General features: G+C 46.9%; 12 protein-coding genes. 10 read left to right on the top strand and 2 right to left on the bottom strand.

What is annotated here, in order from left to right:
- Nucleotides 1-39: 39 nt before the first annotated feature.
- Nucleotides 40-924, bottom strand: coding sequence for a UTP--glucose-1-phosphate uridylyltransferase GalU (gene galU / locus AC2CGA_RS09055; protein WP_003151367.1), 885 nt, complete (start codon nucleotides 922-924; stop codon nucleotides 40-42).
- A 228-nt stretch (nucleotides 925-1152) separates the two neighbouring features.
- On the opposite strand from galU, the gene wecB reads away from it, so the two are divergent.
- A complete protein-coding gene (gene wecB, locus AC2CGA_RS09050) occupies nucleotides 1153-2292 on the top strand; it encodes a non-hydrolyzing UDP-N-acetylglucosamine 2-epimerase (RefSeq protein WP_003151368.1) in 1140 nt (379 codons plus the stop codon).
- Between the two features lie 32 nt (nucleotides 2293-2324).
- Here wecB and tagU read toward each other — a convergent pair whose 3' ends face one another.
- The gene (tagU, locus tag AC2CGA_RS09045; RefSeq protein ID WP_003151369.1) at nucleotides 2325-3242 is read right to left on the bottom strand and encodes a polyisoprenyl-teichoic acid--peptidoglycan teichoic acid transferase TagU; all 918 of its coding nucleotides are present in this window, start codon (nucleotides 3240-3242) and stop codon (nucleotides 2325-2327) included.
- Between the two features lie 181 nt (nucleotides 3243-3423).
- Between tagU and AC2CGA_RS09040 the strand changes: the two genes are divergently transcribed.
- The 9 genes from AC2CGA_RS09040 (at nucleotide 3424) to tuaF (ending at nucleotide 14539) form a co-directional block, all read left to right on the top strand.
- On the top strand, nucleotides 3424-3741 hold the full coding sequence (locus AC2CGA_RS09040; RefSeq protein WP_003151370.1) for a hypothetical protein: 318 nt from the start codon (nucleotides 3424-3426) through the stop codon (nucleotides 3739-3741).
- A gap of 32 nt (nucleotides 3742-3773) precedes the next feature.
- Nucleotides 3774-5894, top strand: a complete 2121-nt coding sequence (locus AC2CGA_RS09035; protein ID WP_484480173.1) for a SpoIID/LytB domain-containing protein — start codon at nucleotides 3774-3776, stop codon at nucleotides 5892-5894.
- Between the two features lie 21 nt (nucleotides 5895-5915).
- Nucleotides 5916-7406 (top strand): N-acetylmuramoyl-L-alanine amidase, encoded by a 1491-nt coding sequence (locus AC2CGA_RS09030; protein ID WP_015387619.1) that lies wholly within the window; start codon nucleotides 5916-5918, stop codon nucleotides 7404-7406.
- 218 nt (nucleotides 7407-7624) lie between these two features.
- Entirely contained in the window at nucleotides 7625-8284 is a 660-nt protein-coding gene (locus AC2CGA_RS09025; protein WP_003151373.1) for an exopolysaccharide biosynthesis polyprenyl glycosylphosphotransferase, read from the top strand.
- Between the two features lie 36 nt (nucleotides 8285-8320).
- Nucleotides 8321-9769, top strand: a complete 1449-nt coding sequence (tuaB, locus tag AC2CGA_RS09020) for a teichuronic acid biosynthesis protein TuaB (RefSeq protein ID WP_057080265.1) — start codon at nucleotides 8321-8323, stop codon at nucleotides 9767-9769.
- Entirely contained in the window at nucleotides 9766-10962 is a 1197-nt protein-coding gene (tuaC, locus tag AC2CGA_RS09015) for a teichuronic acid biosynthesis protein TuaC (protein ID WP_015387620.1), read from the top strand. The genes tuaB and tuaC overlap by 4 nt, the downstream gene beginning before the upstream one ends.
- Before the next feature lie 4 nt (nucleotides 10963-10966).
- Nucleotides 10967-12307 carry a UDP-glucose 6-dehydrogenase TuaD gene (gene tuaD, locus AC2CGA_RS09010; RefSeq protein ID WP_014305933.1) on the top strand — a complete coding sequence of 447 codons (1341 nt, stop codon included), beginning with the start codon at nucleotides 10967-10969 and terminating at the stop codon, nucleotides 12305-12307.
- A 67-nt stretch (nucleotides 12308-12374) separates the two neighbouring features.
- On the top strand, nucleotides 12375-13862 hold the full coding sequence (gene tuaE / locus AC2CGA_RS09005; RefSeq protein WP_003151378.1) for a teichuronic acid biosynthesis protein TuaE: 1488 nt from the start codon (nucleotides 12375-12377) through the stop codon (nucleotides 13860-13862).
- Entirely contained in the window at nucleotides 13859-14539 is a 681-nt protein-coding gene (gene tuaF, locus AC2CGA_RS09000; protein ID WP_484480172.1) for a teichuronic acid biosynthesis protein TuaF, read from the top strand. The genes tuaE and tuaF overlap by 4 nt, the downstream gene beginning before the upstream one ends.
- Nucleotides 14540-14547: the final 8 nt, after the last annotated feature.

Here is a 14547-nt window from a genome sequence, read left to right as displayed (position 1 = left end):
AGATCACATAAAAAAAGCTGCCGGATTCGGCAGCTTTTTCTATTCGTCAGCTTCTTCTTTTTCAAGAAGATCCTTCATGAACGGAATTAATTTATGGCGGATATCCTGATCCTGTAAGGCAAATTCAAGCGTCGTCTCGATAAATCCGAGTTTTTCACCGACATCGTAACGTTTTCCTTCGAAATCATAAGCGAAGACACGCTGAATGTCATTGAGCTTTTGGATGGCGTCCGTTAATTGAATTTCTCCTCCTGCACCGACTTCCTGCTGTTCAAGGTACATGAAAATTTCAGGAGTGAAAACGTATCTTCCTAAAATAGCCAAGTTGGAAGGAGCTGTGCCCGGTTCAGGCTTCTCTACAAAATTTTTGACCTGGTAACGGCGGCCTTCATTTGTTAACGGATCGATAATTCCGTAGCGGTGTGTGTCGCTTTCAGGAACTTGCTGAACACCGATGATGGAAGACAATGTTTTTTCGTATTCATCCATCAGCTGACGAAGTCCCGGTTTTTCAGCCTGGACAATATCATCGCCGAGAAGAACGGCGAAAGGTTCATCGCCGATGAAGTTGCGTGCGCACCAAACGGCATGACCGAGTCCTTTTGGCTCTTTTTGGCGAATATAGTGGATATCCGCAATATTTGACGATTTTTTCACTTTTTGAAGCAGTTCGATTTTCCCTTTTTCTTCTAAATTGCGTTCCAGTTCAGGGGCATTGTCGAAATGGTCTTCTATTGCTCTTTTTCCTTTTCCGGTTACGATAATAATATCTTCGATGCCGGATTCGACAGCTTCTTCGATAATATACTGAATTGTCGGCTTATCAACGATTGGAAGCATTTCTTTAGGCATTGCTTTTGTGGCCGGCAAAAAACGAGTGCCTAAACCTGCTGCCGGAATAATGGCTTTGCGTACTTTCTTCACTGAATAACACCATCCTTGTTTCTGCAAAATCTTTTTTTCAGAACTATAACCTAGTCTTTTTCCACTTTACCACAATTGATTAAAATTCACACCTTTTAATCCGCTTTCAAAGAGTCTTGTAACGGTTTTTGCTTTGTTTGCCATTAAGCTTTACAATATCTAAGAAACGGCATAAATATGTTAACATGAAGGGATATCCGACATATAAAACGAGGTGCAGACAAACCGTTGAAAAAACTAAAAGTAATGACCGTATTCGGTACAAGACCTGAAGCAATTAAAATGGCTCCGCTCGTATTAGAGCTTGAAAAATATCAGGAAATTGATTCGCTGGTGACTGTAACCGCACAGCACAGACAGATGCTGGATCAAGTGCTTGAAGCATTCAGCATCACGCCTGATTTTGATTTGAATATTATGAAAGAGCGTCAAACGCTTTCAGAAATTACATCTCATGCTTTGCTGAAACTGGACAAGCTGTTTCAAGAAGTAAAACCAGATATCGTTTTGGTCCACGGAGATACGACGACAACGTTCGCCGGAAGCCTTGCCGCCTTTTATCATCAAATCGCCGTCGGCCATGTGGAAGCCGGTCTGCGTACGCAAAATAAATACTCTCCTTTCCCTGAAGAAATCAACCGGCAGATGACGGGCGTGATCGCTGATGTGAATTTTGCGCCGACAAGCCAGGCAGAACAGAATCTGCTTGCTGAAAATAAAAAGCCGGATTCTATATTTATCACGGGAAATACGGCGATAGACGCGCTTCAAACGACAGTGCGGGAAGACTATTCTCATCCGATTTTTGACAAGCTGGAAGGAAGCAGGATGATTCTTTTGACAGCGCACAGACGTGAAAATTTAGGCAGGCCGATGGAACAGATGTTTAAGGCCGTCAGAAGAATCGTTGAAGAGTTTGAGGACGTACAAGTCGTTTATCCCGTTCATTTGAATCCCGCAGTTCGTGAGGCCGCAGAAGCCCATTTTGCTGATTCGGACAGGGTGCATTTAATAGAACCTCTGGAGGTCGTGGATTTCCATAACTTCGCTGCGAAAGCAAATTTCATTTTGACCGACTCAGGCGGGGTTCAGGAGGAAGCGCCTTCTCTCGGAAAGCCGGTCTTGGTGCTTCGGGACACAACCGAGCGCCCCGAAGGAGTGAAAGCCGGGACATTGAAGCTGGCGGGTACAGATGAAGAAACGGTGTATCAGCTGACAAAACAGCTCTTAACCGATCAGGCCGAGTATGAACGGATGTCAAAGGCGTCAAACCCTTATGGTGACGGATCGGCCTCAAAACGGATTGCGGAAGAACTGCTTTATCGGTACGGCTATAGAAAAACCCGTCCGCAGCCTTTTACAGAATAAAAAAAACTCTGCATCATATGCAGAGTTTTTTATTATTTCAGGCTTTCTTTTAATTCTTTTTTGACTGAAGCGAGGCTTGCTTCATCTAATTTGTAATAATAGATATTGTTGATTCTCGTTCCCGTTCCCTTCAGTTCATGCTGAGTGACTTTGCTGCGGGCATTTTTATAGTCAGTCATAACCGTCCACATATCATCGAATGACATGTTTGTTTTCATATTGTTTTCAATGACCTTAAACATATCTCCGAATTTCGTGACAGACGAGATGTTTGCCCCCTTAGAAATAATCCCTTCAATCACTTGGCGCTGCCGCTGCTGTCTGCCGAAATCCCCCCGGGGGTCTTCTTTTCTCATGCGGGTGTAGGCAAGTGCTTCTTCGCCGTTCAGGCTGATGTTCCCCGTTCCGAAAGAATGCCCGTCGTAGTTGAAGGCGAACGTGCTGTTCACCGTAATCCCGCCGAGTGTATCCACGGTATCTTTGAAGCTCTCCATGTTTACTTTCACAAAATAATCTACCGGCACGTCGAGCAGGTCCTCGACGGTATCCGCGGCCATTTGGGTTCCGCCGAAGGCATAGGAGTGGTTGATTTTATCCATCGTACCTTTGCCGGAGATTTTCGTATACGTATCGCGCGGGATGCTGACCATTTCCGTTGTATTCGTTTTAGGATTGACGGTCATATAAATCATCGTGTCCGCGCGCCCTTTGTCATTTTTCCGCTCATCGACTCCCATGATTAAAACAGAAATCGGATCCTTCTTTCCGAGATCTATATCCGTGTCACGTTTGTCCGATTTTTTTAAGTCTTCCTGAATGCTTGCCACCGTTGAAGCCGCTTTGTGCCACAAGTAGTAGACGTAGCCTCCTGATGATAAAACTAACAGCCCGATGATTGTTACGATTGTCAGAAGAACCTTTTTCTTCTTTCTTTTTCGTTCAGCTCTCATTTGTCATCACCTTTTCTATTAACTTTCATGATGCAATTTACTAATCTTTATAAACCCAGTCATATTTTTACTTATAACCATGTAATAGACGAAATTCTTAAAAAAAAGGTTACAAAAAGACCTTAAAATTACCTTAAAAAAAAGTTAGTATAAGACGATACATAAAGATGAGGTGAAAAAAATGAAAAAAACTATTGCAGCTTCGTTCTTAATACTGCTTTTTTCTGTTGTATTGGCAGCGTGCGGAACGGCGGAACAATCAAAGAAGGGAAGCGGTTCTTCGGAGAACCAGGCTCAAAAAGAAACGGCATATTATGTCGGTATGGCGGATACGCACACAATTGAAGTAAAAGTGGATGATCAGCCCGTCAGCTTTGAATTTTCTGATGACTTCTCTGATGTTCTGAATAAATTCAGCGAAAATGACAAAGTCAGCATTACTTATTTCACAAATGATAAAGGCCAAAAAGAGATCAAGGAAATCGAGAAAGCAAAATAATACACCATGATCAGCAAAAGGCGGGATAAAAATTGAAGAAAACAATATGGGCTGTCTGTTTTTCTGTGATATTCAGCCTGGCTTTATTACCGGAAAGCACTTTTGCGGCCAGTTCTGATATCTCAGTAAAACTGACGAATTATATTGGTAATAAATCGACTCTGAATATCGAACCTTCAGGAACTTATAAACTGACGGGAAGCGATGTGTCCTCCGTTGTCAGATTGGGAGGCGCGTCCAAATATGATACAGCTAACGCCGCGACATCTAAGTATTGGAAAAACCCGTCCAACGTAGTCGTCGTGAATACGGACGCTTATTTTGCGGACACGCTTTCCGTCATTCCTTTAGCGAATAAACTGAAAGCGCCTGTTCTGCTGACTGAAGCGAAAAAACTGAGCAGCAGCACAGAAGCGCAAATCAAGAAATTCAATCCGGATAATATTTTAATCATCGGCGGGACGAACAGTATTTCGTCAGCCGCGGAAAAGACATTGAAGAAATACGGCCGTACGAAACGGATCAGCGGAAAAAACAGATATGATCTGTCCAAAAATATTGCGGCCGAAATGGGCAGCTATGACCAGGCGGTCGTAGTAACGGGGGAAGTATATACGGATGCGCTGGCAATCGCGCCATATGCCGCGCAAAACGGCTATCCGATTCTTCTGACGAAAAAAGACTCCCTTCCGAGCTACAATCTGCCTAAAAAAGTGATCATCATGGGAGGCACTTCAAGCGTCAGCAAAGATGTGGAGAATCAAATTAAAAAGAAGGCCTCGGTCACCAAACGAATTACCGGATCAAACAGATATCAAATATCAGCAAACGCAGTCACTTCGCTTGGCATGGATGCAAGCAAAACGGTGGCTGCCAACGGGACTAAATTAGCGGACATCGTAGTCGGATCAAATATTGCCGCCGCAAATCACATGCCGCTTGTATACATCAAAAAAAGCGAAACACCCGCCGACGAGGCCGGCCTTTTTAAAACGAAAGGCACCTATTCTTATACATTAATAGGCAGCGCGAATTCAATTGCCGATTCAGTTAAGGCTGCTTACGCAAAAGAGTTTTATCTCGTAAACGGAAAGACGTACCGTATTGAAACGTCCGGCGGCAAATTAGGCGTTGCAGGCATTAACAGCGGAAAAACGTCTTTCAAGGCGGTTCCTGAAAAATATTCAACAGCAAACACAATCAGCATTGACGGGAAGCCATATCTGGGGAATATGAGTTTCACTGCTGAATCCGGCAAATATGTAAGACCTGTTAATGAAAACATTCCTTTTGAGGATTATCTGAAAGGTGTCCTGCCGAATGAAATGCCGGGAAGCTGGCCGACAGAAGCGCTGAAAGCCCAGGCTGTTGCCGCCCGCACCTACTCTATCGGCAAGATGGGACAAACAGTCGCGGATACAACGGCCTTTCAGGTTTACGGGGGATACAGCTGGTATCCAAACGCCACCGCAGCCGTTAACGGAACAAAAGGGAAAGTGCTCACTTATTCCGGCAGATTGATAGATGCCACTTACTCATCAAGCAATGGCGGTTACATGGAAGCCGGCGATGAAGTGTGGGGATCGAAAGTGCCGTATTTAGTAGCCAAAAAGGACACAAAAGATCCGGAAATCAGCTGGTCTTTAACATTGCAGAAGCAGCAGCTGCCAGCGGGTCTGGATATGAAAAATCCCGCATCCTGGTGGTCTAAAACAAACGAAGCAAATGCTACGCAGCTCAACGGAATAAAAAATTGGCTGATGAAAAATAAAGAAACCAATGCAAGTTCCATAAAAATTGCAAGTATCTCTGATCTCTCGCTCACCGGAAAAACAAAAGGCCAGCGCGCGGAAGACGCCGCGGTGAAGGTCACGTACCATGTGAATGACAAGTCGAAGGGCTATGTCATGAACAAGACTGCATCTGTTGAGGTGAAAGCGTCTGAACTCAGGACGATGATCGGAGCTTCATCTTTTAAAAGCACATACGCCAGTGCGTCTGGTAATTCTTCGCAAATCACGATATCAGGAAAGGGATACGGTCACGGCGTAGGAATGAGTCAATACGGAGCAAAAGAAAGAGCGGAGGCCGGAGAGCCGTATACTTCTATTCTTGCGTTCTATTATCCTAATACAGCACTTACAAACTACTAAACTTCTGTGGAGGAGATCGGATTGAAATTCATCATAAAATGTCTCCCCGTCTTTATTCTCGGGGTCATTCTATTTGTCCCTTCCGCTTTGGCTGACAACACGGTTAAAAGGATCGGCGGAAGCACCCGGTATGATACGGCTGTACTGGCGGCAAAACAATCATGGGGTGAAGCGAAAACGGTAATTATCACCGGCGGAACTTCATATGCCGATGCAATTGCCGCTGCGCCGCTTGCATATCAAAAAAATGCGCCGCTGCTGTTTACAAATAAAGATCAGCTGTCTGCCGGCACAAAAAAGGGATTAATTGATTTAAAAACGAAAAATGTGATTATCGTAGGCGGCACACCTGCCGTTTCGAAAAATACCGCAAATCAAATTGCTAAATTAGGCATCAGTGTCAAACGGTTATCAGGGAGCACGAGATATGCCACAGCCGCAAAAGTGGCGGGTGAAATGACAAGATCTTCTACAGCCCTTGTGGTCAACGGGTTTGTTGATGCGGATGGAATGGCTGCGATTTCTTATGCGTCCGCTAAAAAATATCCGATTTTATTCACTAATGATTCAACGTTAAATGGTTCTGCGTCCAATGCGATCAAAAGCTTAGGGATTAAAAACACGATTGTCATCGGCGGGACAAGCAGCATCAGCAGCTCACTTTATAATAAGCTGCCGAACCCTTCGAGAATCAGCGGCAAAAACCGCTATAACCTGTCTGTGAATCTTGCAAAAAAGACAGGCTTAAGCACAGGCTATACGTTTGTTACCAATGGCTTTAAAGAGGCGGATACCATCGTCGGAGGCGTGCTGAGCGCCAAACAGGGAAGAGTTCACCTGCTGACGAATGGAGACAGTCTGTCAAAAGACGTCCGGACGTATATCGGAAGTAAAAACATCACCAGCTTCACCGTCATAGGAAGTGCTTCATCTTTAAGCAACAATGCCGCGTCGCAGCTTAAAAATCCCGTTGTCGGCAAAACGGTCTTTATTGATCCGGGACACGGCTATCAGGATTCAGGTGCAACCGGAAACGGCTTGCTTGAGAAAAATGTAAACCTTGATATCGCTACGCGTCTTAACAATCAATTATACGGCGCGGGCGCGCTTACTGTAATGTCAAGAAAGGGCGACACCTTTGATTCGCTTGAGGAGAGAGTGAACAAAGGGGCGAAGGCGAACGCCGATATTTTCATCAGCGTCCATGCAAATGCGAATGATAACAGCAGTGCAAACGGTACGGAGACGTATTATGATAAAACCTACCAATCGGCAAACAGTCTGAGGCTTGCCCAAAATATTCAGCCGAGAATGGTTTCTGCTCTCGGCACGCGTGACCGCAGTGTGAAAACTGCCGGATTTTACGTCATTAAGTATTCTAAAATGCCGAGTGTCTTGTTAGAAACCGGTTTTGTCACAAGCCCGATTGATGCCAATATTCTAAAACAATCAACGAAAAAGGACAGACTCGCGGCGGGGATCACCCAAGGCGTTTCCTCCTATTTCAGATAATTTTTTTCATGGAAACAGACCGGTTCATACCGGTCTGTTTTTTTATTTTTTCATTATGCTTTGTCTCAAATATGGATATGAATAGATTTACAATAAAAAAACAATAATCGAAACATTCTAATAAACATTAACGTTTCCTTTACTTCCAATTAACATCCATCTGCTAAACTCACGGCATAGGTCATCAAACATCCCAACAAATCGTGAGGTGTGTGTCAGTGGGAGCAGAGAAAAGCATGAATGTAAATAATAACTATGCAGTGCGGCAGGGGACTTCCGCTGCCGTTACGGAAAGAACGGCCCGTTATTTGGCTTTTAAGCGATTCATGGACATTGTGTTTGCGCTTGCGGGGCTTTTGGCGGCGCTCCCGGTGATGGGCCTGTTCTCCATACTGATTCGTTTGGAGTCGCCCGGCCCGGCTTTTTACAAGCAGGAGCGGGTAGGCAAAGACGGGAAGCCGTTTTATTTGTATAAGCTCCGCTCTATGAAAATAGATGCTGAAAAATCGGGGGCGGTCTGGGCGCTGAAAAAGGATCCCCGCGTGACAAAGGTCGGCGCTTTTATCAGAAGGACCCGTATTGATGAGCTGCCGCAGCTGGTAAATGTGCTTCGGGGAGAAATGAGCCTGATCGGCCCGCGTCCCGAGCGTCCCGTGTTTACGGAACAGTTTCAGGCTGAGATTCCGGGGTTTACGGAGCGGCTGGCCGTTAAGCCGGGATTAAGCGGCTGGGCGCAGGTCAACGGGGGATATGACATGACACCGAGGGAAAAACTGATGTTTGACTTATATTATATCCGCAACCTGACCTTTTCATTGGAACTGAAGATTATGCTCAAAACGTGCAAAGTGATCTGGACCGGTGACGGGGCGCGATAAAAATTCTGGTCAGCAGACAAAAAAGTAGGGAAAACGATGCCTAGTATTACAAATCAAATTTTGAGCGGCGCCAAATGGACAAGTATTTCGACAGCGTGTATTACGGTCATTCAAATCGTCCAATTCGCCCTGCTCGGGCGGGTCATGTCACTGGCTGAATTCGGCCTTGTCGGCATGATCACAACGGTAGTGGTGTTTGCCCAAATTGCGCTTGATATGGGTTTTGGCGCCGCGCTCATTCAAAAAGATCATGTGACTGATAAACAGATGTCTTCCTTGTACTGGCTGAATATCATAACGGGGCTTGCGCTGTTTGCGCTGCTGTTCTTCAGCAGTCCGCTCATTGCCGATTTTTATCGGCGGGAGGAGCTTGTCTATTTAATCCGCGTGCTGGCCGTCATGTTTTTAATCGCGCCGATCGGTCAGCAATATCAATATATGCTGCAAAAAGCGCTGGCATTTAACACGCTAAGCAAGATTGAAATCTTTTCAAATGTGCTGTCCTTCGTTTACTTGGCGGCTGCGCTTTTTTATACGGACCCGATTCTCGCCTATGTGATTTCCCAGGTGCTGCTGCAATCGTCAAAAGGTATTCTGTACTGGGTGTCCTGCAGAAAAACATGGAGACCGGCGTTCGTTTTTGATCTGAAGGGAATGAAAGGCTTCTTTTCTTTCGGAGCCTTTCAGCTGTCTTCCCGGCTTGTGAACCGGCTCGGGGCGAATATTGATATGATTCTGATCGGCAGTTTTATCGGCGCCGAGGCGCTCGGCATTTACAATCTGGCCTACCAGATTGTCACGCTTCCGGTATTAAAAATCAATCCGATCATTACGAGAGTCGCGTTTCCCGTCTTTGCGAAAAACAAGCATGAAAACAGCGTGATCAGAGAAGGTTTTCTCAATATGACCAAAATACTCGCGCTGATATCCTTTCCGCTTTTGCTCGGTTTGGTTTCAGTATCGGATGCATTCGTGGCTTCGGTTTTCGGAGAAAAATGGCTGGCGGCTGTCCCGGTTTTAAACGTTCTCGCCATCGTCGGGATTTTAAGGGTTCTGATGAATCCGAACGGATCTGTGCTGCTGGCAAAAGGGCGGGCCGATCTGGCATTTTATTGGGACGCCGGGGTGATGCTGCTGTATGGTGCATCTTTGTACGCCGCCGTGCTGTCCGGAAATCTCTTGACGGTAGCCTGGACGTACGCTTTCATCAGCATCCTGAATTTCCTGATCGGGCGCTGGCTGCTGGCATATGTCATTAAGCTGCGGCTGTCGGCTTACTTCAAAGCCGTGGCCAAACCGTTTCTGCTTACGGCGGCAATGGGTGTCATCGCCTTTACAGCCAGCTTCGGGACGGAGCGGATCAGCCTTGATGTCAAGCTGCGGCTGGCGATCTCCGTATCCTGCGGAGCATTGTGTTATTTGTTCCTGTTAGGAAAAGCTTATCCGCATATGAAAAGTAAATTAAGAAAAGGACGTTTGCTATGAAGGTATTGTGGATGACAAGTGTATATCCGAGCAGTGAGAAGCCGGGAGAAGGCGTTTTTCATGAGACGCAGGCCCAAGAACTGAGAAAGCTTGGCGCGGAGATGACTGTCATTTGTCCCCGGCCGAAACTCGCCGCGCCATTCCGGGTGCTGAAAAAGACGTATCGGCAAAAGGATATAAGGCCGGCGCATGAATGGCGGAAAGGCGTGTCCGTCCACCGGCCGTTTTATCAGGCGGTTCCCGGGCAGCTGAAATGGGCGCAGCCGCATAAAAGAATGGCGTCATCGGTTCTTTCCGAAATTAAAAATCATGGCCTGAAGCCCGATCTGATTCACGCGCATTTCGCCATGCCGTCAGGCGGAGCGGCCGCCATTGTGTCAAAGGCTTTAGGCATCCCGTATGTGCTGACCTTGCATGGCAGTGATGTCAATGTCTATCCGCATTACAGCAAAAGCGCTCATCGCGCATTTACATTTGCGGTGCGGGAAGCAGCCGATATTTACGCTGTGAGCGGCAGTCTGCGGGAACAAATGAAAAAGCTCATCGAAGCGGAGTGCAGCGTGCTTCCGATCGGCATCACGCTTGACGCCTTCCGAAAAAGGAACGAGACGAAAGAAGCCGTCAGAAAACGGCTCGGCCTTCCTCCGGATAAAAAACTGATCGTGTTCATCGGCAGGCTTGTCAAAGAGAAAGGTGTTTTCGACTTATCAAAAGCCGTTCAGTCATTGGATGAAAGATATGAAGCTGTCTTTGTCGGTGACGGTCCAGCCGCATCTTCATTGCGTGAAGCCGCTCATATCGTCACGGGGCAAGTGCCGAACGACAAGGTACAGGACTATCTGCTGGCCTCGGATGTAATGGCGCTGCCGTCCTACAGCGAAGGCATGCCGACTGTGGTCATTGAGGCGCTCGCTCTGAAGGTGCCGGTGATCTGTACCGATGTCGGAGGATTGGCTTCTTTATTTGGGAAATATAGAGGTTTGCTGATCAAGCCGGGTTCACCTGGCACGCTGGCAGAATCCATTCTGCAATATGACGAAGGAGAGGCTTGGACGCCGCAAACAGCCGAGGAACTTTATCAAACCGTCCGCACGTATTTTGACGCAAGCCAAAACGCGAAAGCGCTGAAAGAGAAATACCGGTCCGTCATGAACCGGTCCGGGCAAGAGGAGAACCTTTCGAAAGAGGGATGAAGCTGTGAAAAAAATCGCTGTATTAGGAACAGGGTATGTAGGTCTTGTATCTGGAACTTGTTTTGCGGAAATCGGCCATCATGTGACTTGCTGTGACATCAATGAAGCGAAAATCAGAAGCTTGCAAAACGGAGTCATCCCGATATATGAACCGGGGCTTGAGGAATTAGCCGAAAAAAATGTCAGTGACGGGCGGTTATCCTTTACGGCCGATATTGAGCCGGCTGTGAAAGCCGCTGATATCATCTATATCGCCGTCGGTACGCCGATGTCAAAGACGGGTGAAGCCGATCTGACCTACATTAAGGCAGCGGCGCAAACAATCGGAGAACAGTTGAACGGATACAAAATCATTGTCACCAAAAGCACTGTTCCGGTCGGGACGGGAAAGCTCGTTTACCAAATCGTCAGCGAAGCGTCAAAGGGAACATATCCGTTTGATGTCGCGTCAAATCCTGAATTCCTCCGCGAAGGTTCGGCGGTGCGGGATACGATGCAGATGGAGCGGGCGGTTATCGGCGCCACAAGCGAACATGCCGCTTCGGTCATTGAAGAGCTTCATAAGCCGTTCCGTACGAAGATCGTAAAGACCAATCTTGAAAGCGCGGAAATGATTAAGTATGCCGCAAATGCTTTTTTAGCCGCCAAAATATCTTTTATTAACGATATCGCCAATATTTGCGAACGTGTCGGGGCGGACATTTCTCACGTGTCAGAAGGCGTCGGTCTTGACAGCCGGATCGGGAATAAATTTCTGCAGGCGGGCATCGGATTCGGCGGATCCTGCTTTCCGAAGGATACAACGGCTTTATTGCATATCGCAAACGCCGCCGGCTATCCGTTTGAAATGATGGAAGCCGTCATTGAAACCAATCAGAAGCAAAGGGTCCGTATTACGGAAAAATTGAACCGCGCCATCGGTCCCTTAAAAGGGAAAACCGTGGCCGTACTGGGGCTGGCCTTTAAACCGCATACAAATGACGTCCGCTCCGCCCCGGCTCTTGATATCATCACAAGTCTTAAAGAGCAGGGCGCTCACGTGAAAGCGTATGATCCGATCGCGATTCCCGAAGCGGCAGCGATATTAGGAGAAGGCGGCATTGAATATCACGCAGAGATGTACAGTGCCATCAAAAACGCGGACGCATGCCTGATTACAACAGATTGGCCGGAAGTCAAGGAGATGGATCTTCAGAGAGTGAAGCGGCTGCTCAAACAGCCGGTCATCATTGACGGCAGAAATATGTTTCCGTTGGAGTATATGAGGGTTTCAGGATTCACTTATCATTCCGTCGGACGTCCGGCGGTTCATGCCGATCGGCAAATAAAAGAACTGGCAAGATAGAAAAAGATTTGTCTTCAGGCTCTCGGCAGCCCGGCTCGGCTGCCGGTTTTGGAAAGGGGTTTGCCATGTGAGTATCAAACGTTCAGCGGCACATGTTCTTGTGCTGCTTGCCGCTGTCATTACAGGAGGATTCATCATGCTGGAGGCGGTCAGGGCGGATGCCGGCCTCGGAAAAATCACCGTGCTGCTGCTTGCCGCCATGATCGGTATTGCCGGACTTGCTTTGCTATCCGCCTTTACAACAAACGGTCAGATGTTTATGGGGCTCATTTATATACTGATCGCGTGTACATTTTTAAACCAGGCCTTCTTTGCGGTTCATCTCGGATTTTTCAGCTTATTTATATACCGGCTGTTATTAATCGGAGCGGGCGCCCTACACATCGCCGGCATCCTGACAAACCGTCATCATATTGACAGATGGAATCGGGTGAATGTAAAAGGGGTTCTGATGTTTTTCGCCTTATGGTTTACATACGGTCTCCTATCGTTATTGTGGGCAAAATCCGTGACGTACGGGATTAAATATTTAGCTTTAATGGGAATGGGCATGTTTTTGATTTATCTTATTGTCATGTTCATTCAGCGCTTTGATCAGCTGATGGTTTTTTACGGCATATGGCTTGTGATGACCATATTTGTGATGGCGATCGGCTTTTACAACCATTTTACACACAACCATCTGCCGAGCTCCACGCTTTATAACGGCCCGCAGTACAAACAGCATTATCCGACGTCCGTTTTCTTTAATCAAAATGATTTCGCGACGTTTTTGTGTATCAGTTTCTTTCTGTATGCGGCGGCGGTGAAAAATATGAAAAACGGCTATGTGAAGGCCGTCAGCCTGCTCTTAGCGATCTGCGCTTTGTATTTAATCATTTTGACCGGTTCGCGCGCGAGTCTGCTGGGCATATGCGCGGGGGCGGCTGTATACGTCTTCATCCTGCTGCCTTATCTGTTGAAAAAATTCGCGCTGTACGCTGCGGGAGCGGGTGCTGCGCTGTTTGCGGTTTTATTTGCGGGCCGTATCACCAATGCCGTCTTGAATCTGTTTTCAGCTCCGCAGGCGATGCCGGGACAGCAGCCGCTTCCTTCCAACCTCGCGAGGGCGAATCTTTTAAAGAACGCCTTTCACTATGTGATTGATTCCTGGGGGTTCGGAGTGGGTGCCGGAAACGTCTCTTACTATTTAAAAGCGGAGCCCGTTTATGATACGGGCGGCGTAGTTGAGGTGCACAACTGGCTCGTCGAGATTATGGCGAACTTCGGCGTACTTACGATGCTCGGTTACCTGACAGTCTATTTGTTCCTTTTTTGGACACTTTATAAATGTCATGAAAGAAAATCGGAAAATCAGTCAAGACTGATCACAGAAGGACTTATCACGGCGATGGCCGGTTTTTTGGTAAGCAGCATCAGCCCAAGCTCCGTATCAAATTTATTTTTCCACTGGGTATTTCTCTCGCTCGTGATCGCGGCGGTCAATATATTGAGGCGTTTACAAAAGGAGCCTGCCGTCACGGCGTACTATGAAAAACAGGGAGATGCGAGATGAAGGATATGTTGACAAGAATAACCCGGCGTATCAAAAAGAATATCATTTGGATCTTTGCGCTGCCCGTTGTGTTAGGGGCGGCGGGATATGTATTGCCGTCAAAAATCAGCGGAAACAGCAGTTTTACATCAGAAGCCGCGATCGCCGCGGGAAATTATGATCATCCGCTTTATAACAATACAAAAGAAATCCCGCTCCTTTTGACGAGCGATGCCTTTTTAAAGCAGGCTCTGCCTGATAAAACAGACGAAGAAAGAGCGGCCGTGAAAAGTAAACTGACTGTCGAAACACAATCAGATTCATTGATCACGGTCAGCTACAGCGGCCAAAACAAACAGGAAACCGAATCGGTGTTTCAAGCCGTCATAACAACTTTTCTGAAGAATGATCAGGACCTGTTTGAAAAACGGGCAAAAGTAGTGCGGCAGAGTATTGCTGCGCTTGAAGGAGAAACCGTCAGCGCGGACGCCAAAGTGGATAAGGAACGATTTTTATACGAATTGAAAAATACGCAGCTGAACCTGAAAGCGGCCGGCGTCATCAATTCAGAGCCGATGAATGAAACGGCTGGTCAAGGCATGCCGCCGAAAAAGAAAGCGGTTCTGGGCGTTTTAATCGGCATTGCAGTTGCCTTTATGTTCATTGTCATTCCTGAGTTTTTTAGAGAGTCCTTGTAAAAATCTGC

Source organism: Bacillus sp. SYZHCR11 (assembly GCF_057196865.1).
Note: the sequence above shows the minus strand (reverse complement) of the source record. Positions and strands in the feature narration are given on the sequence as shown.

Excerpts from the sequence above, each read along its gene's own strand:
- AC2CGA_RS09040 (WP_003151370.1), top strand. The coding sequence starts at position 3,424 with ATGAAAAAAACTATTGCAGCTTCGTTCTTAATACTGCTTTTTTCTGTT.
- tuaF (WP_484480172.1), top strand. The coding sequence starts at position 13,859 with ATGAAGGATATGTTGACAAGAATAACCCGGCGTATCAAAAAGAATATC.
- tuaB (WP_057080265.1), top strand. The coding sequence starts at position 8,321 with ATGCCTAGTATTACAAATCAAATTTTGAGCGGCGCCAAATGGACAAGT.
- tuaC (WP_015387620.1), top strand. The coding sequence starts at position 9,766 with ATGAAGGTATTGTGGATGACAAGTGTATATCCGAGCAGTGAGAAGCCG.
- tagU (WP_003151369.1), bottom strand. The coding sequence starts at position 3,242 with ATGAGAGCTGAACGAAAAAGAAAGAAGAAAAAGGTTCTTCTGACAATC.